Genomic DNA, 23477 nt, shown 5'->3' on the forward strand with positions numbered 1-23477 from the left:
ACCATGCAGATGCGCCTGCTCGCGCGGCTCGCCTTGGCCACCCTGGTGGTCGCGGCTCCGCTCTCCCTGGCTCTCCAATCGCAGGCCGCGCAGGCGGCCGATCCCGTCACCGTCCTGACCAGCGACTTCGAGGACGGCACCGTCCAGAGCTGGGGCGGCCGCTCGGCCGAGACCCTGGCCAACAGCACCACGGTCGCCCACGGCGGCACGCACAGCCTCGCCGTCACCGGGCGCACCGCGGCCTGGCAGGGGCCCGCGCTCAGCGTGCTCAGCACCTTCGCGAAGGGCACCGCTTACACCATCTCGGTCTGGGTGCGGATGGCCGACACCTCGGACAGCGCCCGGCTCAGCGTCGAGCGCCGGACCAGCGGCACCGCCTCCTACGACACGGTGGTCGGCAACACCGCGGTGACCAGCGGCGGATGGGTCAACCTGGTCGGTCACTACACGCTCGCCTACGACGTCGACTTCCTCTCCGTGTACGTCGAGACGGCCTCCACCACCGGTTCGCTCTACATCGACGACGTGACGGCCACCTATGTGCCGGCCCAGCCGATCCAGACCGACATCCCCTCGGTGAAGGACGTGGTCACCGAGTTCCCGGTCGGCGCCGCGATCACCGGCGCGGAGATCCTCAACGAGCACGGCCAGCTGCTCACCAAGCACTTCGGCTCGGTGACGCCCGGCAACGCGCTGAAGTGGGACGCGACCGAGCCGACCGAGAACACCTTCACCTACACGCAGGCAGACCCCCTCATCGCGTACGCGAAAAGCAATGGACTGGCCATCCGGGGGCACACCTTCGTGTGGCACAACCAGACGCCGTCCTGGGTGTTCCTGGACGCCAACGGCGCCGCGATGACGGCCACCGCCGAGAACAAGGCGCTGCTGCTGTCCCGCCTCGAGAACCACATCCGGAACGTGGCCGCGCACTACGGCGACACGATCGGCACCTGGGACGTGGTCAACGAGGTGATCGACGAGTCCCAGTCGGACGGGATGCGCCGTTCCACCTGGTACACCATCACCGGACTGGACTACATCCGCACGGCGTTCCGGGTGGCCCGCGAGGTGCTGCCGAACGCGACGCTCTGCATCAACGACTACAACACCAACGTGGCGGCCAAGCGGGACGCGCTCTACAACCTGGTGTCGCAGCTGCTCAACGAGGGCGTACCGATCGACTGCGTCGGCCATCAGATGCACATCAACGTGAGCTGGCCGGCCGTGTCCGACGTCGAGGCGAGCATCCAGAAGTTCGCCACGCTCGGGGTCGAGCAGCAGGTCACCGAGATGGACGTGAGCATCTACACCAGCAGCAGCGAGTCGTACACCACGCCCCCGGCCGAGCGGCTGCTGGCGCAGGCCTACGTGTACCGGGACATGTTCGCGCTGTTCCGCGAGTACGCGGACGACATCACCTCGGTGACACTCTGGGGCCTGGCCGACGACAACACCTGGCTGGACACGTACCCGGTGGCCCGCAAGGACGCGCCACTGCTCTTCGACACGGTGCTGCAGGCCAAGTCCGCGTACTGGGGCGTGGTCGACCCGACGAAGATCTCCACGACCACGTCGTCCTCACCGTCAGCGTCGTCTTCACCGTCAGCCTCGTCCTCGTCCTCGTCCTCGTCCTCGCCGTCGGCCTCGGCGTCCACGTCGGCCTCGCCCGGTACCTCCGCGTGCTCCGTGGCGTACCGGGTCACCGGATCCTGGACCGGGGGCTTCCAGGGGGATGTGAAGATCACGAACACCGGGACCGCCGCGATCAACGGGTGGACGCTGGCCTGGACCTTCACCGGCGGGCAGACGGTCACCCAGCTCTGGAACGGGACGGTCAGCCAGAGCGGGTCCGCGGTCACCGTGACCAACGCGTCGTACAACGGGACGGTGGCCGCCGGGGGATCTACGTCGATCGGCTTCCTCGGCTCGTGGGCCGGGACCAACCCGGTGCCCACCGCATTCACCGTGAACGGCACCGCCTGCGCCGTGGCCTGAGAAAGGTCCAGCTAATCCTGTTCATTCCGTTCGTCCCCTTCTTTCGCAGGGAGGTGCAGCACGCGCTTTCCCGGAGTCCGGGGTCCGGCCGAAATGGTCCTGTACGTTTCGGACCGGACCGCGGGGCGGGTCAACGTGGACCCGCTCGTATCGCGTGTTCGCCGGGCGATCGTCGGCCGCTCGATCGTGATCTCGCCGGTCACGGCCTGCCGTGCGTTACGGTCGGCCGCTCGTCGTGCGGTGCGTTACGGTCGGCCGCTCGTCGTGCGTTACGGTCGGCCGCTCGTCGTGGCCAGGGGCGGCAGGCGTACACGTCGATGTCTGTGGGGGGCGGTGCAGCCGCACGATGCGTGATCGTGTCGCTCCAGCGCCCGCCCGAGGGCGCGCCAGGCACTCAAACAGTCATCGTGTGCCCGTGCCGCCCCGTGCTCAGCTTGATCGTGTACCTCCGGCGCCCCACGGAACAGGATTGCGCGCTCGCGCCGCCCTCCACGCGCGAAGTGTGTCCCCGCACCGCCCTCTACGGGCCGGAACGTGTGCCGGAGCCGCCCCTCAGCGAATCACCGTGTACCGCAGTCGCCCCACCACGGCTTGCCGTGTGCTGCAGCCGCCCCGGCGCTCCAGCGGGGCCGATACATCTGGCTTGATGCATCTGGCTTGATGCATCTAGCTTGATGCATCTAGCTTGATGCATCTGGGGTGATGCATCTGGGGTGATGCATCGTTTTTGATGCTTCGGTTCTGATCCATTCGGGCGTTCCGTGCTGTCGGGGTGATCTCCATAATGGACGGCATGTCTGCGGAGAGCACGACGGTGGGGATCATCGGGGCGGGGCCGGCCGGACTGGCGCTCGCGAACCTTCTGCAGCGGTCCGGGGTTGCCTGTGTGGTGCTGGAGCTGCGGGAACGGGCGTATGTCGAGGAGCGCCAGCGGGCCGGGGTGATCGACCACTTCGTGGGGCAGATCTTCGAGGAGTCCGGGCTCGCCGAGGCGCTGACCGCGGGTATGCCGGTGGAGACGCTGCTGGAGATCCGGAACGAGGGGGTGCCGCGCTTCCTGGACGGTCCGGGGCTCGCCGGTGGCCGTCCCAGTCGGCTGGTGCCGCAGCAGATGCTGGTCCGCCGGATGATCGGCACGTTCCAGGATGGCGGCGGGGACCTGCGCTTCGGGGCGCGGGACATCACACTGCACGACCTGGACGGCGCGCGCCCGCGGGTGGTGTACCGGGACGCCGACGGCACCGAGCGCGAGCTGACCTGCGACTATCTGGCCGGGTGCGACGGGTACCACGGGGTGAGCCGGGGCAGCATCCCGGACGGGGAACTGACCACGTACCGCTTCGACCACCGGCTCGGCTGGTACACGGTGCTGGCCGACTCGCCGGCGCCGCGCTACCCGCTGATGGCGATCAGCCGGCACGGGTTCGCGGCGCAGTTCGCGCGGGGTCCGCACGCGAGCCGGTTCTACCTGCAGCACCCGTACGGTGAGGACCCGCGGAACTGGTCGGACGAGTACACCTGGGAGCAACTCCGCCTCCGGCTCGGGGACGATGCGCTGCCGATCGGCGCGATCACCGGCCGTGAGGTCGTCGAGATGCGCAGCTTCGTGGTGGAGCCGATGGCGTACCGGAAGCTGTTCCTGGTGGGGGATGCGGCGCACATCATCACGCCGATGGGTGCGAAGGGCATGAACCTGGCGGTCACCGACGCGTACGTGCTGGCCCGGGCGATCATCGCGGCCGAGGAGAAGGGCGATGGCAGCGGGCTGGCGGCGTACTCCGACGTGTGCCTGCGCCGTACCTGGGACTACCAGGAGTTCTCCCGCTGGTTCTCGGAGATGGTCCACGAGGCGGGCGACCACTCCGAGGACGGCGCCTTCCGGCGGAAGCTGGCCCAGGCCCGCCTGGAGCGCCTGTTCAGCTCCCCGACGGCGGGCGCGGCCTTCGCCGACCTGATGGCGGGCACTCCCGTCTGACGGACCGATACGGCCGGCGATGGCGGGGCGTGGATCTTCTTGGCTGGCGCGCAGGGGTGTCTCAGGCGCCGCGAGGCACCCCTGGCGACCAGCCGGGGAAGATCCACCGGCGATGCGGAGAGCGGTGGGACCACCGTGGGCGCGGGTCACCGACTTCACGCCGCGGAATGTGCAGTTCGACTACGTGTGAGTCACGGGGTGGGCGGGCGGTCGCCGGAGGTGGCGGGAGAGGGTGACGGGGTGCCGGTCCAGGCCTGCCAGAGGTGGTGGTAGCGGCCGGCTGAGGCCAGCAGGGCGGCGTGGGTGCCCTCCTCGACGACGCGGCCGGCGTCCATCACCAGGATGCGGTCGGCGGTGGCGGCCTGGGTCAGGCGGTGGGCGATGATCAGGGTGGTGCGGCCCTCGGTGGCCGCCGTGGCGGCGTGGTCCAGGTCGCGGGCGCCGGTGCTGCCGGCCTCGGCGGTGGCCTCGTCGAGGATCGCGACCGCGGGGTCGGCGAGGAGTAGGCGGGCCATGGCGAGTTGCTGGGCGCGGGCCGGGGTGAGCTGGTGGCCGCCCTCGCCGACGTGGGTGGCCAGGCCCTCCGGGAGCGTCGCCAGCCATGACGAGGCGCCGATGCGGTCCAGGGCCGTGGCCAGGTCCGCGTCGGTGGCGTCCGGGCGGGCCAGGCGCAGGTCCTCGGCGAGCGGGCCGGCGAAGACGTGTACCTCCTGGCTGATCAGGGCGACCGGGCCGTCGGCGGTGACCGAGCCGGAGTGCGGTTCGAGCAGGCCGGCGGCGATCGCGGCCAGGGTGCTCTTGCCGGCGCCGCTCGCGCCGACCAGGGCGACCCGTTCGCCGGGCGCGAGCCGGAGCGCGATGTCGGCGAGGATCACCGGGCCGTCCGGGTCGTAGCGGTGCTCGGCGACGGTCACCTCCAGCGCGCCGGACTCGGCACCGGAGGGTGCCGCGGCGGGTGAGCCGGAAAAATCAGAAATGTCGGAAATATCGGCTGCGCTGAGGGGGCAGGCGGCGGCGGGTGCGGCGGCAGCGGCGGGTGCGGCGGGTGCGGCAGCAGCGGCGGGGGCGGGGGCGGGGAGGGAGGCGACGCCGACGATGCGGGAGAGGGCGGCGGTGGCCAGCATCGTGGTGTCGGCCTCCATCAGCAGGATGCCGATCGGGTTGAAGAGGCGGTGGAAGTAGAGCGCCGCCGCGGTCGCCGCGCCGACCGTGCCCAGACCGTCGCGGACCAGCAGGAAGCCGACGACCAGGACGGCGGCGAGGCCGATCAGCTCGGCGCGGTTCAGGCGTGAGGTGAAGCGGGTGTAGAGCTGGAAGACCTCCAGCGCGAGGTCGCGGCCGATGGCGGAGCGTGCCGCGATCCGGTCCACGTGCTCGCGCTCGGTACGGTACGCCCGGACCGTCGCCGCGCCGCCGAGGGCGCCGGAGAGCGCCTGGGTACGCTCCCCGGCGGCGACCCGCTCCTTCGCGAAGTACGGCATCGAGCGGGGCAGGTACCAGCGCAGGGCGAGGGCGTACCCGGGTGCGGCGGCGAGTCCGGCCAGGCCGAGCCGCCAGTCCAGGGCGAACAGCCCGGCGGCGGTGAGCAGCACCGAGAGCAGCGCCCAGGCGAGGACCGGGCCGCTCGTGGTGATGGCGTTGGCGACCAGCGCGACGTCGTCGCCGGTCCGGGAGAGCAGGTCGCCGGTGCCGGCCCGTTCCAGGGTGGCGCGGGGCAGGTGCAGGGCGCGGTCGACGACGCGTTCCCGGAGCCGGGCCACCACCGTCTCGCCGAGGCGGGCGGCGAGGGTGGCGCCGGCCGCGGTCAGTGCGCCGCCGGCCAGGGCGGAGACCGCGATCGCCACGGCCAGCATGACGACCCGGCGGGTGTCCGCGCCGGCCATCACGTCGTCGACGAGGCGGCCGAGCACCCAGGGCGGTACCAGTCCGGCGGCCGCGGCGGCCACCAGCATGACCAGGGTGGTCGCGGTGAGGCCGGGCAGCTGGGCGAGCTCGGCCCGCGCCGCGGCCCACGTCTCACGCGGCGTGGCGATGGGCAGAAGCGGTCTGGTCACGGCGCGACCTTCCAGAGCCGGAAAAGGATCGGGGGCGTCATCGGAGCACGGTCTCCCGGTAGCGCGGGTCGGCGGCGAGCAGCCGTTCGTGGGTGTCCTCGGCGACGATCCGGCCGTCGTCCAGCACGACGACCCGGTCGGCGGCGCCCAGCAGGGCGGGACTGCTGGTGACGATCAGCGTCGCCCGGGGGGCGGGGCGCGCCGACGGGAGGCGTTCGGCGATCAGCGACTCGGTGACCGCGTCGACCGAGGTGGTGGGGTCGTGCAGGACCAGCACCGCGGGCTCGGCGGCGAACGCCCGGGCCAGCGCGACCCGCTGCCGCTGCCCGCCGGAGAGGTTGGCGCCGCGTTCGATCAGCACCTGGTCGAGGCCGTCCGGATGGCCGTCCCGGATGTCCTCGGCGGCGGCGGAGCGGAGATGCCGGTCGTCGCCGCCGAGGTTGGCGCGCAGGGTGCCCTCGAAGAGCGTGACGTGGTGCGGCTCGGCGTGCAGCGCGCCGTCGATCAGGATGGTGCCCTGGTAGTCGTCCCGGGCGACCGCCCCGGCGAGCAGGGTGACCAGGGCCTCGGCGTCCCGCGGGTCGTGGGCGAGCACGGCGAGCACCTCGCCCGCGCCCAGGGACAGGTCGACGCGGCGGAGGGGACCGTACGTGAGCCCGGAGATCGTGAGGCGGACGGAGGCCGGCGGCGGTGCGGTGAGCGTGCCCACCTCCCAGGCCGGCGCGGCGTCGACGACACGGGCCACCCGGCCGGCCGAGGCGCGTGCGGTGGCGAGGATCTGCAGGCAGTGGCCGAGGGTCTGCACCGGCTCGGCGATGAACTGGGCGAGACCGACCACCGAGACCAGCTCGCCGACGGTGAGCCGGCCGCGCAGCGCGAGCCAGCCGGCCACCCCGGTGATCGCGGCGAGCAGCAGCCCGTTGACCGCGGTGACCAGGCCCAGGTGCAGGCCCTTCGCGGTGGCGGCGCGCAGCGTGTCGGTGAGCGCGTCCCGGCTCGCGGTGGCGTAGCGGCGGGCCGCGTGGTGCTGCGCGTTGAGGCCGCGGAGCACACGCAGGCCGGTGACCAGGTCGGAGGCGAGGGCGTTGGTCGTCGCGAGGGCCGCCTGCTGCGTCTCGCTCCGGCGGGTCAGCAGCGGCGCGAGGCGCTGCATCGCCAGGAGCACCAGGGGTACGGCCACCAGCACACCGAGACCGAGCGGCAGGTCGACGGCGATCAGCGCGACCGCGGCGACGACCAGGGCGGTGGTGGCCGCGAACGCCATGCCCGCGCCGTGCAGCATCTGCGCGGCGAGATCGGTGTCGGACGCCGCGATGGTGAGCACCTCGCCGTCGCGCAGCCCGGACCGGTGCCCGCGCGGGTCGAGCGCGCGTTCGGCGATCTCCACCCGGATCGCGTACGCCTCGTGCTCGATCGCGGCGAAGACCTGCCGGGAGCCGAAGCGGTAGGCGAGCGCCAGCACGGTGAAGAGCGCGGCGAGCCCGGCCAGTGAGAACAGCAGCGCGGTGGTGTCCGAGGGTGCCACCGCCCGGTCGATGATCACGCCGATCGCGACCGGGACCAGCGCCTCGGAGGTCTGGTGCAGGCAGAGCAGCGCGACGCCGCCGCCGATCCGGGCGCGCTGCCGCCGCAGAGCTCTTCGCAGTACGTGTGTCGACATGCCCCGCCGTTCGGTGATTTAGGGTGGCCTTACTTTATCCATCGACAACGGGGAGTTCCTTGATGGTGCGCCGGATAGTGACGGTTCTCGCGCTGGTCATGGCGGGTCTGGCGGTCCCTCGGCCGGCGCTCGCGGCGAACAGCGGCGTGCTGGAGTACCTCGGCCGGATCTCCGGGACGGCGACACTCTCCGGGCAGTACAACCGTCAGCCGCTCGCGACACCGTCGATGTGGTCGCAGCGGGCGTACGACATCACCGGGGCGTGGCCGGCGGTCTGGGGGCAGGACTTCGAGTTCGAGGCGAGCGAGGTGGCCGCCCGGCAGACCATGGTCGACGAGGCGATCAGCCAGTGGAGTGCCGGATCGCTGGTCACCCTCTCCTGGCACGTCTGCCCGCCGACCGTGGCGGAGCCCTGCGACTACTACGACGACGTGCGCGGGGACCTCACCGACGCGCAGTGGACCGAGATCCTGACCGACGGGTCGGCGCTGAACACGGCGTGGAAGGCGCGGCTGGACGCGATCGTGCCGTACCTCGCCCAGCTGCGCGACGCGGGCGTCGAGGTGCTGTTCCGGCCGCTGCACGAGCTGAACGAGACGGCGTTCTGGTGGAGCGGGCACACCGGCAGTCCCGCGCTCTACCGGATCACCCACGACTACCTGCTGGCGCAGGGGCTGACCAACCTGGTCTGGGTCTGGAACGTGGACGACTGGGCGGCCTCGACGGCGCTGGCGAAGTACTACCCTGGCGCGGACTACGTGGACGTGGTCACCCTCGACGTGTACCGGAACCGCTTCCCGACGCAGGAGTACTACGACGCGATCCGGGCGATCGCGGGCGGGAAGCCGATCGCGCTCGGCGAGGTGGCGAGCGTGCCGGCGCCCGCGGACCTGGCCGGGCAGCCGCTCTGGACGTACTGGCTGCCGTGGGCGGAGTACCTGGTCGACGCCGCCTACAACACCGACGACGCGATCCGGGCCACCTACGCCGACGGCCGGACCGTCAACCGGGACGAGGTGGCGGTGCCGGTGAACCTGTCGAAGGGGCGGCCCACGTACGCCTCGTCGGTGGACAGCACCACCCGGCCGGCCACCTCCGCGACCGACGCGAGCATGACGACACGCTGGTCCAGTGCGTACACGAGTGATGGTTGGATCTATGTCGATCTCGGGGCGGTGCGGAGCGTGCGCTCGGTGCAACTGGCCTGGGAGGTGGCGTACGCGAAGAAGTATCAGATCCAGACCTCGACCGATCAGACCACCTGGACCACCGTCTACCAGAACGACGCCGGTGACGGCGGGACCGACGCCATCGCGTTCACGACCCCGGTCGGCGCCCGGTACGTGAAGATGTACGCCTGGTCCCGCGCCACCGTGTACGGCTACTCGCTCTGGGACATGAGCGTGTTCGGCTGACCGGGGCTATTCGGTGGTCGGCGCCTTGGGGCAGCCGTTCTTCTCCTGCCAGGCCTTCGTCGCGGCCGCCGCCGACTTGTCCTTGCCGGCCTTCCAGGCGTCCAGGTACCGCCACGGCCAGATGGTGCCCCGCTGGTTCCACCAGTCGCCGGTCTCCGCGCACGGCGGGGAGATGCCGAAGTGCAGGTGGCAGGCGCTCGCGTCGCCGGTGTCGCCGACCTTCGCGATGGTCTCGCCGCCGGTGACCCGGGCGCCCACCTTGATCTTGGCGGCGATGAACGAGAGGTGCGAGCCGTAGTAGCGGGCGCCGTCGTCACCGAGGATGGAGATGGAGAGGCCGCCGCGGGTGGCCCCGTCGTTCACCGACGCCTTCCAGGTGTCCTTCTTCGAGACCGCCAGGACGGTGCCGCTGACCACGGCGCGCACCTTGTTCCCGCAGTTCGTGATGATGTCGCTGGCCGGGTAGTCGTGGTGGGTGTGCGCGTACGAGTTGTTCCCGACCACCGGGAAGTAGAAGTCCAGCTTCGTGGTCGCCGCAGCGGACGCCGACGCCGACGCGGAGGGCGACGCGGTCGCCTCCAGCGAGGGCGAGGGCGAGGACGGCAGGGCGGGTGAGGCGGCGGCCGACGCGGTGTCGGCGACCACCGGCGGCGCGGACGCCTCGAAGAAGACCGGGTCGCCGGACCCGCCGCCGCACCCGGCCAGGCTGATCATCGACAAGCCCGCCACGAACCAGGCTCCGAACCTGCGCACCGTTGCCGTCCCCCTTCCGGCGGCCGCGGGCGCGGCACCGACCGAACACCCTACGCCTTCCGGGCAACGGCTCCATAGACGGCGACCTGATCGGCGGTGGCCCGCTGATCGGAACAGCGGCCGTCAGGACGGCCAGTCGACGCTGAAATACTGCGTCTCCTGGAACTCGCGCAACCCCTCGCGGGCACCCTCGCGGCCCAGGCCGCTCTGCTTGACGCCGCCGAACGGGGCCGACGGGTCGGAGACCAGACCGCGGTTGACGCCGATCATGCCGGCCTCGATCCGCTCGCTGATCCGCAGCGCGCGGCCCAGGTCACCGGCGAAGACGTAGGCCGCGAGGCCGTACTCCGTGTCGTTGACCAGCCCGAGCAGCTCGTCCTCGTCGCGCCAGGTGACGACCGGGGCGACCGGGCCGAAGATCTCCTCGCGGACGATCGGGGCGTCCGGCGCGACGTCGATCAGCACGGTCGGCGGGTAGAAGTGGCCGGGCGCCTCCGGCACCGTGGCCCGGTGGGTCACCCGCGCGCCGTTCTCGATCGCTTCCTCCACCGTACGGGCGACGCGCTGGGCCGCGGCGGCGCTGATCAGCGGGCCGATCGCCGCACCGTCGGCGGCCGGGCCCACGGCGAGCTTCTCCACCTCGGCGCCGAACCGGGCGACGAACGCGTGCACCACGTCCGCGTGCACCAGGAACCGGTTCGCGGCGGTGCACGCCTGGCCGCCGTTGCGGAACTTGGCGATCATCGCGCCGGCCACCGCGGCGTCCAGGTCGGCGTCCTCGGTGACGACGAACGGCGCGTTGCCGCCCAGCTCCATCGACGAGTTGACCACCCGGTCGGCGGCGTGCCGGAGCAGCACCCGGCCCACGGTGGTGCTGCCGGTGAACGAGATCTTGCGGACCCGTTCGTCGTTGAGCCAGGCGCCGACCACGGTGGACGCGCTGGTCGTGGTGACCACGGTGACCACGCCGTCGGGCAGGCCCGCCTCGGTGAGCAGCCGGGCGATGGCGAGCGCGGTCAGCGGGGTCTCGGCGGCGGGCTTCAGCACCACGGTGCATCCGGCCGCGATCGCCGGGCCGATCTTCCGGGTCACCATGGCGGCCGGGAAGTTCCAGGGCGTGACCAGCGCGGCGACGCCGACCGGGCGGTGCGTGACCAGCGTGCGGGTGCCGCCGGCCGGGGACTCGCCGTACTCGCCGCCGGGGCGGACCGCCTCCTCGGCGAACCAGCGGAAGAACTCGGCCGCGTAGGTGACCTCACCGGCGGCGTCCGCGAACGACTTGCCGTTCTCGCGGGTGATCAGTTTCGCCAGCTCGGTGCGGTCCCGGATCATGAGCTCGTACGCCCGGTGCAGGATCTCGGACCGGGTGCGGGGAGCCGTACGCGAAAAAGCGCCGAAAGCGGAGGCCGCGGCATCCACCGCGCGCCGGGCGTCGTCGGCGTCGCCGTCCGCGACCTCCGCGATCGGCTCGAGGGTGGCCGGGTCGATGACCTGGAAGATGTTCACTCGGTCTCCTGGAATGCCTCGGCCAGCACGTCGAAGGCCTCGTCGAGCAGGTCGTCGGTGATCGTCAGTGGGGGCAGGAAGCGCAGCACGTTGCCGTAGGTGCCGCAGCTCAGCACGATGACGCCGCGCTGGTGGCAGTAGCGGGCGACGTCCCGGGCCAGGCGCGGGTCGGCCTCGGTGGTGCCCGGCCTGACCAGCTCGATCGCGACCATGCCGCCCCGGCCGCGCAGGTCGCCGATCCGGTCGTCGCCGATCTTCCGGATCTTGTCGAAGATCAGCTGCTGGACGGTGCGGGCCCGCTCGACCAGGCCGTCCTCCTCGATGGTCGCGATCGCGGCGAGCGCGGCGGCACACGCGATCGGGTTGCCGCCGTAGGTGCCGCCCAGGCCACCCGCGTGCGGCGCCGCCATGATCTCGGCGCGGCCGGTGACCGCGGAGAGCGGCAGCCCGCCCGCGATGCCCTTGGCCGTCACGATCAGGTCCGGGACCACGCCCTCGCGGTCGCAGGCGAACATGTCGCCGGTACGGGCGAAACCGGTCTGCACCTCGTCGGCGACGAAGACCACGCCGCTCGCCCGGCACCACGCCGCGAGCGCGGGGAGGAAGCCGTCGGCGGGCTCGATGAAGCCGCCCTCACCCTGGATCGGCTCGATCACCACGGCCGCCAGGTTCTCCGCGCCGACCTGCTTCTCGAGCAGGTCGATCGCTACGGCTGCCGCCTCGGCCCCGGTCTTTCCGTCCTTGAACGGGTATGACCCCGGCGCCCGGTAGACCTCCGGAGCGAACGGACCGAAGCCGTGCTTGTACGGCATGCTCTTCGCGGTCATCGCCATGGTCAGGTTGGTCCGGCCGTGGTACGCGTGATCGAAGACGGCCACCGCGTCCTTCCCGGTGTACGCGCGGGCGATCTTCACCGCGTTCTCCACCGCCTCGGCACCGGAGTTGAAGAGCGCGCTGCGCTTCTCGTGGTCTCCCGGGGTGAGCCGGTTCAGCGCCTCGCAGACCGCCACGTAGCCGTCGTACGGGGTGACCATGAAGCAGGTGTGGGTGAACGCCTGGACCTGCTCGGTCACCGCCGCGACCACCCGGGGCGCGCTGGCGCCGACCGTGGTCACCGCGATGCCGGACCCGAGGTCGATCAGGTGGTTGCCGTCGACGTCGACGACGATCCCGCCGCCGGCGCTCGCGGCGAAGACCGGCATCGTGGTGCCGACACCGCCGGCCACCGCGGCCTGCTTGCGTTCCATGAGCTCCACGGATCGGGGGCCGGGGAGCTCGGTGACGAGTCTGCGCTGCTGAGTTGGGCTCACCCGGCCAGTCTGGGAACCGCGACCTATGCTCGTCCAGTTCCTTTCAGGCAGCATGGCTATGCTCTTTGGGCATGGAGGATCACTGACCCTGGAGGCTCGCTGAGCATGGAGCTGCGCCACCTGCGCTACTTCGTGGCGATCGCCGAGGCCGGCACGGTCAGCGCGGCCGCAGCCCGCCTGCACCTGACCCAGCCGGTGCTCTCCCGCCAGCTCGGCAAGCTGGAGCGCGAACTCGGCGTCGCCCTCTTCGACCGCTCCGGGCGGCGCCTCGAGGTGACCGCGACCGGTCAGGCGCTGCTCCCGCTCGCCCGAGACGTGCTGGGCCGGGCCGACGCGCTGCGAGTGGCGGCCGGGTTCTTCGCACACGGCCGCCTGGAACGGCTGACGATCGGCGCGCCGACGGTCACCCTCACCGACGTGGTCGCGCCCTTCATCGCCACCCTGGAACCGGACGATCCGGACGTCGACGTGCTCGGCGCCGACGGCAGCACCCCGGCCGAAGCGCTCCGGCTCGGCGCCGACCTGGCCATCGGGACCGTCCAGCCGCAGGATCCCTATCGGTCACAGCCGCTCGCGGTGCTGCCGGTCTGGGCGTACGTCCCACCCGGGCACCCGTGGGCCGCCCTGCCGGTGGTACCGCTCGCCGAGCTGGTGCGGGCGCCGCTGATCGGGATGCCGCCGACCTTCACCTCCCGGCAGTCGCTCGACGCGGCCGTGGTCGAGGCCGGGGCGACGTACCGGTCGCTGACCGAGGCGGCGAACGGGACGGTGGCCCAGGCCCTGGCCGCGGCCGGCCGGGGGATCGCGGTGGCCTCGGACGACCCGCGGTTCGGGCTGGTGCCGCTCGGCATCGACCTGGGTGGCCGGCGCCTGAGCATCCGGCTGGTGGCCGCCTGGGACTCCCGGCACGCGGCCGCCGCGACGCTGGCCGACTTCGCCGACCGCCTCGGCGCCTTCGTCCGGGACCGCTACGCCTTTCTGGGTACGCCCTCCGGCGACACCCGCTCGTAGGATTCCCCGGTGGGGATCGAGCTGGTCTGGTACGCCGCTTACGGGTCGAACATGTACGCCGCGCGACTCCGGTACTACCTCGCGGGAGGGCGCCCGCCCGGTGGCCGCCGGGTCCTGCCGGGGTGCCGGGACGCGGCGGAGCCCCTGGACACCGCGGCGGTGACGCTGCCCGGCGGGATCTACTTCGGGCTGGAGTCCGGACAGTGGACCGGCGGGCTGGCCATGTACGACCCGGAGCTGCCCGGGACGGTGGCGGCGCGGGCGTACCTGCTGACCGCCGGGCAGTTCTCCGACCTGGCCGCCCAGGAGATGTACCAGGACCCGGGGGTCGACCTGGAGGTGCTCGACGACGTGGTCCGGCACGGGCGGGTGCGGCTGGGGCCGGGGCGCTACGAGACGCTGGTCTGCGCGGGGGAGCGTGCGGGGCACCCGGTCCTGACGTTCACGGCACCGTGGACGGCTCGGGACGTCGAGCCCAACGCCCCGGCGGCGGCGTACCTCTCGATGCTCGCCGGCGGCCTGCACGAGGCCCACGGCTGGACCCCCGGCGAGATCGTCACCTACCTGGCCGCCCGCCCGGGCGTCCACGGCGCATGGTCCCGCGCCGACCTGCACAGTCTCGTCACCGAGGTCCTGCCCTCCTGACTGACGTCCACGAGGGCACGCGTGATCCCGCTGGTCAGTCCCGCCCGAGACACCCCTGCACGCCAGCCCGCCCCCTGGCAGGCGGTGCCCGGTCGGCGGCCATGACGAAACCCGGCCGACGGAGCCGGCGGTTCGCGGCCGACGGTGTTCGGGCGATCTCGCTGAGCGTCGCCGGCCGGGCGATGGCGGTGCGGGTGGCCGGGTGCAGTTGCGGGCGTGGGCGTGGGTGGCTCGGGCGTACCGGGAATGGGGCTTTACTGGTGGTAGTCGGTGAGGAAGGTGCCGAGGCGGGTGACGGCCTCGGTGAGTACCTCGGTCGGGGCCAGGAAGACCAGGCGCAGGTAGTTGGGCTCGTCGATGTTGAAGCCGGTGCCGTGCGAGACCAGCAGGTGCTGCTGCTCCAGCAGGTCGATCACCAGGCGCTCGTCGTCCCGGATCTTGTGGACCGCCGGGTCGAGGCGGGCGAAAAGGTACAGCGCTCCGGCGGGCTTCACGCAGTCCACGCCGGGGATCGCGGTCAGGCCCTGCCAGGCCTGCTCGCGCTGGTCGTAGAGCCGCCCGCCCGGCCGGATCAGCGCCTCGATGCTCTGGTATCCGCCGAGTGCCGTCTGCACCGCGTGCTGCGCCGGGACGTTCGGGCAGAGCCGCATGTTCGCCAGCAGCTGCAGGCCGTCCAGGTACTCGCCGCCGCGGCCGCCGAAGCCGCTGACCGCGAGCCAGCCGGAGCGGAACCCGGCCGCCCGGTACGTCTTCGACAGGCCGCCCATGCTGACGATCGGCACGTCCGGCGCGAGCGCCGCCAGGGTGTGGTGCCGGGCTCCGTCGTACGTGATCTTGTCGTAGATCTCGTCGGCGAAGACCAGCAGATCGTGCCGGCGCGCGATCTCCAGCATGCCGAGCAGCGTCTCCCGGCTGTAGACGGCGCCGGTCGGGTTGTTCGGGTTGATGATCACCATGGCCCGGGTGTGCTCGGTGACCCGGGACGCGAGGTGTTCCAGATCGGGCATCCAGCCGGCGCTCTCGTCGCAGCGGTAGTGCACCGCGCGCCCGCCGGAGAGCGTCACCGCGCCGGTCCAGAGCGGGTAGTCCGGGCTCGGCACCAGCACCTCGTCGCCGGTGTCGAGCAGCGCCTGCAGACCGAGGACGATCAGCTCGGAGACGCCGTTGCCGAGCATCACGTCGTCCGGCTGGACGCTGGTGACGCCCTGGTTCTGGTAGTACTGCGCCACCGCCACCCGGGCCGAGTAGATGCCGCGGGCGTCGCTGTACCCCTGCGCGACCCCGATGTTGTGCACCACGTCGGCGACGATCGGCTCCGGCGTGGTCAGCCCCCACGGCGCCGGGTTGCCGATGTTCAGCTTGATGATCTTGCTCCCGGCGGCCTCCAGCTCCTGTGCCCGGCGCAGAACCGGACCCCGGATGTCGTACCGGACGCTCTTCAACCGGGCTGCCTGCTTCACGCTGCTGGTCTCCGTTCTGTGCCGTCGGTGCCGCGCGGTCAGTCGCTCCGCGTGCGCAACTGTGTTGTGCTGGTGGTCCGGGCCGCGCGGCCGATTGCCAGGGTATGGCTTTCAAGACTCGAACCAAACCCGTCGCCACCGATACGGCCAATCACACGGTCCTGGTCGTCGACGACGATCCGGGCGTCCGCGACCTGATCGCCTTCATCCTGGGCCGTACCGGATACCGGGTGATCACCGCCGCCGACGGCCCGACCGCGCTCGACGTCTTCCGGGAGTCCCGCCCTGACCTGGTGCTGCTCGACTTCGTCATGCCAGGCCTGGACGGGGTGAGTGTCTGCTCCCGGATCCGCGAGGAGGCCGAGGCCGCCCGCATACCGGTGGTGATGATGAGCGGTCAGGCCACCAAGGAGCAGATCGGCCGGGCGTTCGCGTCCGGGGCCGCCGAGTACGTCGACAAGCCGGTCCAGCTCCCCGAGTTGGTAGCGCTGATGCGTACGTACCTCTCGTCCTAGAGCCCGTGTTTCGGAGTCCGACCGGGGCTGCGGCGCGGTCCAGAGCGTGGCTGGCACCCGGCCGGACTCCGAAGCGCTGGCTAGTCCCGGTGCTTCCGGAACATCCGCCGGTGGCGGGCGTCTCGCTCGGCGATCCACGCCTCGATGTCCGAGGCCAGCCAGACCCGTCCCATGGCCAGCTCGTCCACCGGGTCGGGCCAGTCCGCTCGTTCGGTGAGTTGCTGAACACGTTGCCGGGTGACCGCGAGCCGGCGCGCGATCTCCTGAACTCCCATCAATACGCCCATGGCGCATGACTATAGTCAGGGGACAGGATATAATCCCGTTCTGAACAGGGGATATCTGTGATTCAGCCGCTGTGGGGATGACGCCGGTCATGCTAGTCACGGCGCGATGGGCGTCGATGCTCCCGGCCGGGTACCGTGTGCGGATGGTGTCCTCGGGGCAGGTCGGCGGGCTCGCGCTCGCCTGTGTCGTGCTGATCGCGGTGCCCGGCCCCGGCGTGCTGTTCATCATCGGTCGCGCGCTGACGTATGGTCGCGCCGCCGCGCTGGCCGGGGTCGTCGGCAACGCGGTGGGTTCCTACTGCGCGGCCGTCTGCGTCGCCGTCGGGCTGGGGCCGCTGCTGGAGCGCTCCGCCCTCCTGCTTCAGATGATCAAGTGGGTCGGTGCGCTCTATCTGCTCTGGCTGGGCGTGCAGGCGCTGCGGCACGCCGGCACCTGGGCGGAGATCAACACCCCTTCTCCCGTACGGCCACGGAGCTCCATCCGGTCGGGCGCCGTCGTCGGCTTCACCAACCCGAAGACCTACATCGTCTTCGCCGCGATCCTGCCCCAGTTCCTCGATCGATCCGGCGGCGCGATCCCGCTCCAGATGCTGGTGCTCGCCGTGGTCCCGGTCCTGATCGGCCTCGTCCTCGACAGCACCTGGGCGGTGGCGGCGGCGCGCGCCCGGTCCTGGCTGGCGCACTCCCGGGAGCGGATGCGGACGCTGGGGCGGATCGGGGCGTTCTGCATGATCGGGCTGGGGGTCTCGACCGCGCTCGCCGACGCGCGATAGCCGGGCGCCCGGGGAGGCGGCGGCTACCGGAACGCGGCGGACGGCCGGAACGCGGCGGCTACCGGAAGGTCAGCAGCAGGGCCACCGCGCTCTCCAGGTCCGGCACCACCGCCGTGGCCGCGGGCTCGTCCGGAGCCTCCGCGTACTCCCCGGTCCGCACCCGGATCGACTGCGCACCCACCCCCGCGGCGACCGCCACGTCCTTGCCCGGGCGGTCGCCGATCACCACCACGTCCCCCGCGGCCACGCCGAGCTCGCTCGCCGCCCGCAGCAACCCGCCCGGGTGCGGCTTGCGTGTTTCCCGTCCCCCCAGCTCGTCCGTGATCACGACCGTGCTGAACGCCTCGCTCAGACCGGTCGCGGCCAGCTTCGCCCGCTGGATCGCCGGGTTGCCGTCGGTCAGGCACGCGAGCGGGTACCGGGCCCGCAGCGCGGCCAGCGCCCTCGACACCCCGGGGTAGCGGGGGAGCCGCCGCGGCTGGTAGCCGGTGAACGCCGCCACCAGCGTGGGCAGAAGCTCGCGCGCCCGGACGGCGGGTACGCCGTACACCTCCAGCGCCCGGTCGATCGTCCCGCCGCGGTCCGAGCCGGCGACCAGCTGACGGCGGACGGCCCGGCTGAGCCGGATCGGGTCGAGGCCGGCGGCGGCACCGGCGCGGCCCACCGCGCGGGACGCCCCGTACAGGTAGGCGGCCTGCGGGTACAGCGTGTCGTCCAGGTCGAGGACGACGGCGGCCGGCGGTCGCTCCAGGGTGATCATGCGGCGCTCCCCAGGGTCCGCAGGGTGATCATGCGGCGCTCCCCGGCATCCGTGGCGTGATCACGCGACGCTCTCCAGGGTCCACGGCAGGCTGCCGTCGGTGTAGTCCGGCTCGTCCAGGGCCAGCAACTCCTCGGTGGACGGGTCGGCGAGCAGCGCCGCGATCCGTGCCCCGGTGTAGCCGTCGCCGTAGGGGCACGGCAGCGCCGCGATCCGGGCCAGCTCGTCCGGTGCGCTCAGCCGTCCGGCGGCGGCCACCGCCTCGTCGCTGATGCCGGTCAGGACCGCGGTGCCGGCCTCGACGCCCTCCCAGCGCGGGGTGGAGCGCCGCAGCACCACGACCGGCACGCCCAGGTGGGCCGCCTCCTCCTGCAGACCGCCGGAATCGGTCACCACCACCCTGCTGCGGGCCAGGGCGCCGAGGAGTTCGTCGTACCCCAGTGGGCTCTCGCAGGTGACGCCCGGCAGGGCGGTGAGGCGGTCGATCAGGCCGTGCTGCTCCAGCCTGGCCCGGGTTCTCGGGTGGATCGGGAAGCGCACCGGACCGATTCCGGTCAGCCGTCCGATCACCTCGACCAGCTCGGTGAGGCGCGCGGGGTCGTCGACGTTGGACGCCCGGTGCGCGGTGACCAGCACGCCGGTGCGGCCGGCGGGCGGGACCGGGCGGACGCCCCGTTCGCGCAGCGCGTCGATCACCGGGTTGCCGACCACGAAGATCCGCTCGGCGGCCACGCCCTCGCTGATCAGGAACGCCGCGGCGCGGTTCGTCGGGGCGAAGTGGATCTGCGCGGTGGCGGCGGCGACACGGCGGTTCACCTCCTCGAGGCTGCGCGGGTTGAAGCTGCGCAGGCCCGCTTCCAGGTGCGCGAAGGGTACGCCGGCACCCCGGGCGGCCAGCGCGTACGCCGGCACGGTGTGCGTGTCGCCGAGCGCCAGCACGACGTCGGCCGGGTGCTCGGCGAGGGCCTCGGCGGCACCGGCGACCAGGTCGGCGAGGCGACTACGGCTGCCGGGCGGGGTGAGCCGGACGTCGGGGGTGAGGCCGAGGTCGCGCTGCACGTCCCCGCTCATGGCGGCGTCCTGGTGCTGCCCGGTGTCGACGGTGACGACGTGGTGCCCTGCGGCGCGCAGCGCGTGCACCACCGGCGCCAGCTTGATCACTTCCGGTCGCGTGCCGAACGGCACCATGATCCGCTTCATCGGGCGAGCTCCAGCTCAGGTGCAGCCGTGACGCCAGCAGGAATTTCCGAGATGTCGGGAACCTCATAAAAGATCTCGTCGAAGTGACGGGTCATCCGCAGGCCGGCGCGGAAGCCCATGGCCGGGAGCGCTTCGCCGGGGTTCAGGATCCCCTTCACGTACGCGTTCACGACGTTCGCACCCGCGGCGAGCGTGAGCGGGAGTCCCCCGGAGAAGCGCGGGTTCACCTCCACCACCGTCACCTCGCCGTGCTCGTCCACGAAGCCCTGCACGTTGGCCGGCCCGGTGTGCCGTACCGCGCGCAGGGTCGCCGCCACCACCTCGGTGACCGCGAGCGACGCGAACGTGGTGCCCTGGACCGAGATGCCGCCCCGGGTCTCCTCGCGCCACCGCGGCACGCAGGCGACCATGGTCCCGTCCCGGTCGACGAGCGCGTCGGCGGTGAACTCGCGCCCGCCGAGCCGTGTCTGCGCGATCGGCTCGGGCACGGTCGCGAACGCGTGCGCCAGGTCCGCCGGGTCGTCGACCAGGACCACGTCCCGGCTGCCCCGCCCGTGGGCCGGCTTGACCACCCACGGGCCGGGGATCCGGTACGCGGTCTCGAGTGTCCACGCCGTCGCCGGGTGCGGTACGCCCGCCGCGTGCAGCGTGGTCGCGAACGTGATCTTGTCCAGGCAGATCTCCGGGTGCTCGGGAAGCCAGACCGGCGTCGCGGTGCCCGCGGCCCGGAGCGCGCCGTACTCCTCGGCGACCGTGCAGACCAGCGCGTCCGGCCGGTGCTCGGCGAGGATCGCGCGCAGCGCCTCGGCGTATCCCGGCCGGTCGGCCCGGGGCAGCACGGCACTCCTCGCGGCGAGCCGCAGGCCGGCCCCGTCCGGGTTGGCGTCGAGCGCGAGCACCTGCTCACCGGCCGCCTGGAGTGCGCGGATCACCGCGACCCCGGCGGGTCCGCCGGCGCCGGTGACCGCGATGAGTCGCCCGGTCGGCGTGACGGCACCCATCGGGGAAGCAGCGGTACCCACCGAGCCGGCGGCGCCCACCGGGGAACCGGCGGCGCCCACCGGGGAACCGGCGTCGCCCGCTGAACCGGTGTCGCCCGCCGGGGCGCGCATCAGCCAGGCGCGGGCCCAGAGGCGCAGCGCGGTCACCTCGGCCGAGCCGAGCGGCTCCCACTGCCGTTCGGCGACCGCCTCGGCGAGGGCGTCCAGCACCTGCGGGTCCGTCTCGTACGACGCCACGGCCAGCAGCGTCGCCGTGTGCACGGAGAGACCCTTGCCGGCCAGCTCACGGACGATCGCGGCGCGCCGGGCGGCGTTCTCGTGGCCCACCCGGTAGTCGACGCGCCGTTGTTCCCGGCGCTTGGCGAGCCTCCGGGCGAGCGCCTTCGGCAGCACCCGCCGGTACATGAACGAGGTCACCTGGATCTGCGACGGCTTGGCGTCCGGTGTGGTGGTGCCCGGTGTGGTGGCGTCCGAAGCGGTGGTGTCCGGCGAGAGAGGTGCGCGGTGTCCCAGGCCCGGCTTCGCCCACGCGGCGGGACGGTCCGCGGTGTGCCGGCCCGAGCGGTCCTGCTCGGCGCGCTGTGCGTCGTACATGGTCAGTCCGATCATGATGAGCAATCCGAAGAGGGTGTACGCGAAGTTGATGACCGCGCCGATCCAGTCGTGGAAGAAGATCAGCGCGTCCACCGCGAGGTAGCGGCCGGCCAGGAGCGAGAGCACCAGGCGCACCTGGTTGGCGGCGAGCACGAAGACGGCGGCCACCACGAAGCCGAGCAGCGCCTGCGGCCGTTGCCGGAGCGCCACCAGGGCGAGCGCGGCCAGGGCCAGGACGCTGCTGAGGATCGTGCAGGAGCCGGTCACCGTGGCGATGACGGGTTCCATGCCGGGCCCGAAGACCACGAAGGAGTCGCCGAGGACGCCGGAGATCCGGTCCACGTGGAGCAGGTCGATGATGTGCGAGGCGAGCGAGACCTCGAAGTACCGGGCCCGTTCGACGAGCAGGAGGTAACCGACGACGCAGCCGAGGACGGCGGCGAGCATCTCGGCCATCACCAGCCCGCGGCGGCGAGACGTGGCATTCGTACGGCTGTTCCGCGACAGGAGGAGGTCGTCGAGGCGGCGGGAGATGCGCGAACTCACGTCGCCCCCGAACGGGCCGTCTTCACCCAGCTGTAGGTCGTACCCCACATGCCCTCGAAGTAGGACTTGGTGGCGGTGAGGATCGACATGCCGAACGCCGGGATGAAGCCGACCAGCATCCACACCGCGCGCCGCTCCACCCGGCCCAGCACCAGGCCGACCGCGAGTTCGCAGAACGGGCCCGCGAAGAGCAGCGCGGAGAGCGACACCATCTGGATGATCGACGCGTCGCCGATGCCGAAGGCGTGCAGCGCGATCAGGATCAGGCCCAGACCGCAGAGCACGGGTACGTGGTAGACCCAGAGGAAGAGGATCGTCTCCAGCTTCTCCATCGGGCTCAGGTGCGGCGTACGCAGAATCGGCCGCCAGTAGTCACGCAGGCACTTCTGATGGCCGCGGGCCCACCGGTACCGCTGCTTCCAGAAGCGCTGGGACGAGAGCACCGCCTCCTCGAAGTCCACGGCGGACGGGTCGTACCGCACCCGGTGCCCCTCCAGCAGCAGGCGCAGGGTGAGGTCGGTGTCCTCGGTGACCGTGTGCGGGTTCCAGCCGCCGAGCGCACGGATCAGCGAGGTCCGTACGGCACAGTTCGCCCCGCCGTACGCGGGCAGCTCGAACAGGGCCTGCCGGCCGTACTCGTTGACCAGGTAGCCGGAGAGGTAGTCGATGAAGATGGTGGTCGCGAGCGACGACTCGACGCCGTTGCGGACCACGCACCGGCCCATCACCGCGCCCACCTTCCGGTCGCGGAAGTGCCGGACCAGCCGGCGCAGCACGTCCGGCTCGGGCTGGTGGTCGGCGTCGAAGATCACCGCGATCTCCGCGTCGACCAGCGCGAGCGCGTCGTTGAGCGCACCGGACTTGCCGCCGCCGGCGCCGGGCCGCCGGTGCAGCACCCGCAGCCGGGGGTCGGCGAGCGCCCGCTCGTCCAGGCGCGCGCCGGTGCCGTCGGTCGAGGCGTCGTTGACCACGACCACGGTCAGCCGCTCGCGCGGGTAGTCGAGCGAGAGCAGCGCCGACACCATGCCGTCGACCACCAGCTCCTCGTCCTTGCAGGCGACCAGCACGGCCACCGTCGGGGTGAAGTCGTCGGTGCCGATCAGCGGCGCGTTCAGGTCGCCCTCGGCCCAGCGGGCGGCGGAGACCGCGAACGCGAGGTGCCGGAAGAAGAAGACCAGGAAGATCACGTTGAGGGCGGTGGCCATCCAGCCCAGCGTCCGGTCGACGCCGAAGAGCAGGATCGCCCCGACGAGGACGACCGCGTGGACGAGCAGGGCGAGCCGATAGCTCTCCCGGTTCGCGCCAGGCCGGTGGCGTCCTCCTCGGTTCATGTCATCCTCTTCGTCTCGTAGGTCGGCATCTCCAGCGACAGGGACGCGGTGGTGGTCAGCGCGGGTGGCGGCGCCAGGTCCCAGACGAACCGGGACGGCGTGAACGCCTCGGCGAACCGGACCCGGGCCTGCGCGCCGAAGTGCCGGGCGGTGGCCGCGACCACCTCCGGGTCGACCATGGCGGAGCTCTCCACCTGGCTGCGGTGACACGACAGCGCCGCGATCTTGCGGTCCAGGTGCGCCGAGATGTCGACGTAGAGCGACGGCTCGAACCGGGTGGTGGACGGGCTGCGGTAGTGCAGGACGCGGCGGCTGTGCCGGGCGGCCGAGACGGTCGCGGCGGCCACCGCGCGGTGGTCCTGGTGCGAGTCGTCCGGCGCGTGCACGTAGACCACGTCCGCCTCGACCTCGCGGATCGCCTCCTCGATCACCGCGATCGTGGTGGCGTCCGGGGCGACCGCGCAGTCCAGCATCCGGCCCCAGAGCAGCAGGCAGTCCAGGCTGCGGGCGGCCGCCTCGGCCTCGGCGCGGCGGTCGGCGACCAGGCCGGGGCCGTTCTGGCCACCGGTGACCACCAGCATGGTCACCGCGTCCCCGGCGGCCCGGTGCGCGGCGAGCGTGCCGCCGCAGCCGAGCTCGATGTCGTCGGGATGTGCCCCGATCGCCAGCACGCTGCGCATCAT

19 protein-coding genes are annotated in these 23477 nt (G+C 72.3%); 7 read left to right on the top strand and 12 right to left on the bottom strand.

The annotated features are described in order from the left end of the window. Positions 1-3 precede the first annotated feature (3 nt). Positions 4-1998, top strand: a complete 1995-nt coding sequence (locus AB0M08_RS06980) for an endo-1,4-beta-xylanase (protein ID WP_364489732.1) — start codon at positions 4-6, stop codon at positions 1996-1998. 793 nt (positions 1999-2791) lie between these two features. Next, complete coding sequence (locus AB0M08_RS06985; protein WP_364489735.1) at positions 2792-3973, top strand: 4-hydroxybenzoate 3-monooxygenase; 1182 nt, start codon at positions 2792-2794, stop codon at positions 3971-3973. 191 nt (positions 3974-4164) lie between these two features. Here the strand turns inward: AB0M08_RS06985 and AB0M08_RS06990 are convergent, their stop codons facing one another. Both AB0M08_RS06990 and AB0M08_RS06995 read right to left on the bottom strand, forming a co-directional pair. Beyond that, positions 4165-6027, bottom strand: a complete 1863-nt coding sequence (locus tag AB0M08_RS06990) for an ABC transporter ATP-binding protein (protein WP_364489738.1) — start codon at positions 6025-6027, stop codon at positions 4165-4167. A gap of 37 nt (positions 6028-6064) precedes the next feature. Further along, positions 6065-7687: an ABC transporter ATP-binding protein gene (locus AB0M08_RS06995; RefSeq protein WP_364489741.1), complete on the bottom strand. Its 1623-nt coding sequence runs from the start codon at positions 7685-7687 to the stop codon at positions 6065-6067. 62 nt (positions 7688-7749) lie between these two features. On the opposite strand from AB0M08_RS06995, the gene AB0M08_RS07000 reads away from it, so the two are divergent. Beyond that, entirely contained in the window at positions 7750-9102 is a 1353-nt protein-coding gene (locus tag AB0M08_RS07000) for a glycosyl hydrolase (protein WP_364489743.1), read from the top strand. A 6-nt stretch (positions 9103-9108) separates the two neighbouring features. Here AB0M08_RS07000 and AB0M08_RS07005 read toward each other — a convergent pair whose 3' ends face one another. From AB0M08_RS07005 to gabT, 3 genes are all read right to left on the bottom strand, one after another. Continuing rightward, positions 9109-9855: a M23 family metallopeptidase gene (locus AB0M08_RS07005; protein WP_364489746.1), complete on the bottom strand. Its 747-nt coding sequence runs from the start codon at positions 9853-9855 to the stop codon at positions 9109-9111. A gap of 123 nt (positions 9856-9978) precedes the next feature. Continuing rightward, complete coding sequence (locus tag AB0M08_RS07010) at positions 9979-11361, bottom strand: NAD-dependent succinate-semialdehyde dehydrogenase (protein ID WP_364489749.1); 1383 nt, start codon at positions 11359-11361, stop codon at positions 9979-9981. Further along, complete coding sequence (gene gabT / locus AB0M08_RS07015; RefSeq protein WP_364489752.1) at positions 11358-12671, bottom strand: 4-aminobutyrate--2-oxoglutarate transaminase; 1314 nt, start codon at positions 12669-12671, stop codon at positions 11358-11360. Before gabT ends, AB0M08_RS07010 begins: the two co-directional genes overlap by 4 nt. Positions 12672-12776: 105 nt before the next feature. Between gabT and AB0M08_RS07020 the strand changes: the two genes are divergently transcribed. Next, positions 12777-13682, top strand: coding sequence for a LysR family transcriptional regulator (locus tag AB0M08_RS07020; RefSeq protein ID WP_364489755.1), 906 nt, complete (start codon positions 12777-12779; stop codon positions 13680-13682). Between the two features lie 9 nt (positions 13683-13691). Further along, on the top strand, positions 13692-14327 hold the full coding sequence (locus tag AB0M08_RS07025) for a histone deacetylase (RefSeq protein ID WP_364489758.1): 636 nt from the start codon (positions 13692-13694) through the stop codon (positions 14325-14327). 254 nt (positions 14328-14581) lie between these two features. Here AB0M08_RS07025 and AB0M08_RS07030 read toward each other — a convergent pair whose 3' ends face one another. After that, complete coding sequence (locus AB0M08_RS07030) at positions 14582-15787, bottom strand: pyridoxal phosphate-dependent aminotransferase (protein WP_364489761.1); 1206 nt, start codon at positions 15785-15787, stop codon at positions 14582-14584. 104 nt (positions 15788-15891) lie between these two features. On the opposite strand from AB0M08_RS07030, the gene AB0M08_RS07035 reads away from it, so the two are divergent. Further along, a complete protein-coding gene (locus AB0M08_RS07035) occupies positions 15892-16302 on the top strand; it encodes a response regulator (protein WP_364489763.1) in 411 nt (136 codons plus the stop codon). A gap of 80 nt (positions 16303-16382) precedes the next feature. Here the strand turns inward: AB0M08_RS07035 and AB0M08_RS07040 are convergent, their stop codons facing one another. Beyond that, positions 16383-16589, bottom strand: a complete 207-nt coding sequence (locus tag AB0M08_RS07040; RefSeq protein ID WP_364489766.1) for a DNA-binding protein — start codon at positions 16587-16589, stop codon at positions 16383-16385. 143 nt (positions 16590-16732) lie between these two features. Between AB0M08_RS07040 and AB0M08_RS07045 the strand changes: the two genes are divergently transcribed. Further along, positions 16733-17362, top strand: a complete 630-nt coding sequence (locus AB0M08_RS07045; RefSeq protein ID WP_364489769.1) for a LysE family translocator — start codon at positions 16733-16735, stop codon at positions 17360-17362. Positions 17363-17420: 58 nt separating this feature from the next. Here the strand turns inward: AB0M08_RS07045 and AB0M08_RS07050 are convergent, their stop codons facing one another. From AB0M08_RS07050 to AB0M08_RS07070, 5 genes are read right to left on the bottom strand one after another with little or no spacing between them, the layout of a single operon-like run. Then, on the bottom strand, positions 17421-18122 hold the full coding sequence (locus AB0M08_RS07050) for an HAD family hydrolase (RefSeq protein WP_364489772.1): 702 nt from the start codon (positions 18120-18122) through the stop codon (positions 17421-17423). 60 nt (positions 18123-18182) lie between these two features. After that, positions 18183-19322, bottom strand: coding sequence for a UDP-N-acetylglucosamine 2-epimerase (non-hydrolyzing) (wecB, locus tag AB0M08_RS07055; protein ID WP_364489775.1), 1140 nt, complete (start codon positions 19320-19322; stop codon positions 18183-18185). Continuing rightward, positions 19319-21463 carry an ATP-grasp domain-containing protein gene (locus AB0M08_RS07060; protein WP_364489778.1) on the bottom strand — a complete coding sequence of 715 codons (2145 nt, stop codon included), beginning with the start codon at positions 21461-21463 and terminating at the stop codon, positions 19319-19321. Before AB0M08_RS07060 ends, wecB begins: the two co-directional genes overlap by 4 nt. Then, on the bottom strand, positions 21460-22794 hold the full coding sequence (locus AB0M08_RS07065) for a glycosyltransferase (RefSeq protein WP_364489780.1): 1335 nt from the start codon (positions 22792-22794) through the stop codon (positions 21460-21462). Before AB0M08_RS07065 ends, AB0M08_RS07060 begins: the two co-directional genes overlap by 4 nt. Then, positions 22791-23477, bottom strand: a complete 687-nt coding sequence (locus AB0M08_RS07070) for a PIG-L family deacetylase (protein WP_364489783.1) — start codon at positions 23475-23477, stop codon at positions 22791-22793. Before AB0M08_RS07070 ends, AB0M08_RS07065 begins: the two co-directional genes overlap by 4 nt.

The organism is Actinoplanes sp. NPDC051851 (assembly GCF_040681165.1).
In the GTDB taxonomy this organism is placed as follows: Bacteria; Actinomycetota; Actinomycetes; order Mycobacteriales; family Micromonosporaceae; genus Actinoplanes.

Bases quoted from the DNA above. Each gene is read 5' to 3' on its own strand.
- AB0M08_RS06980 (WP_364489732.1), top strand. From the start codon at position 4: ATGCAGATGCGCCTGCTCGCGCGGCTCGCCTTGGCCACCCTGGTGGTC.
- AB0M08_RS06985 (WP_364489735.1), top strand. From the start codon at position 2,792: ATGTCTGCGGAGAGCACGACGGTGGGGATCATCGGGGCGGGGCCGGCC.
- AB0M08_RS06995 (WP_364489741.1), bottom strand. From the start codon at position 7,687: ATGTCGACACACGTACTGCGAAGAGCTCTGCGGCGGCAGCGCGCCCGG.
- AB0M08_RS07000 (WP_364489743.1), top strand. From the start codon at position 7,750: ATGGTGCGCCGGATAGTGACGGTTCTCGCGCTGGTCATGGCGGGTCTG.
- AB0M08_RS07020 (WP_364489755.1), top strand. From the start codon at position 12,777: ATGGAGCTGCGCCACCTGCGCTACTTCGTGGCGATCGCCGAGGCCGGC.
- AB0M08_RS07035 (WP_364489763.1), top strand. From the start codon at position 15,892: ATGGCTTTCAAGACTCGAACCAAACCCGTCGCCACCGATACGGCCAAT.
- AB0M08_RS07040 (WP_364489766.1), bottom strand. From the start codon at position 16,589: ATGGGCGTATTGATGGGAGTTCAGGAGATCGCGCGCCGGCTCGCGGTC.
- AB0M08_RS07045 (WP_364489769.1), top strand. From the start codon at position 16,733: ATGGTGTCCTCGGGGCAGGTCGGCGGGCTCGCGCTCGCCTGTGTCGTG.
- AB0M08_RS07050 (WP_364489772.1), bottom strand. From the start codon at position 18,122: ATGATCACCCTGGAGCGACCGCCGGCCGCCGTCGTCCTCGACCTGGAC.
- wecB (WP_364489775.1), bottom strand. From the start codon at position 19,322: ATGAAGCGGATCATGGTGCCGTTCGGCACGCGACCGGAAGTGATCAAG.
- AB0M08_RS07065 (WP_364489780.1), bottom strand. From the start codon at position 22,794: ATGAACCGAGGAGGACGCCACCGGCCTGGCGCGAACCGGGAGAGCTAT.
- AB0M08_RS07070 (WP_364489783.1), bottom strand. From the start codon at position 23,477: ATGATGCGCAGCGTGCTGGCGATCGGGGCACATCCCGACGACATCGAG.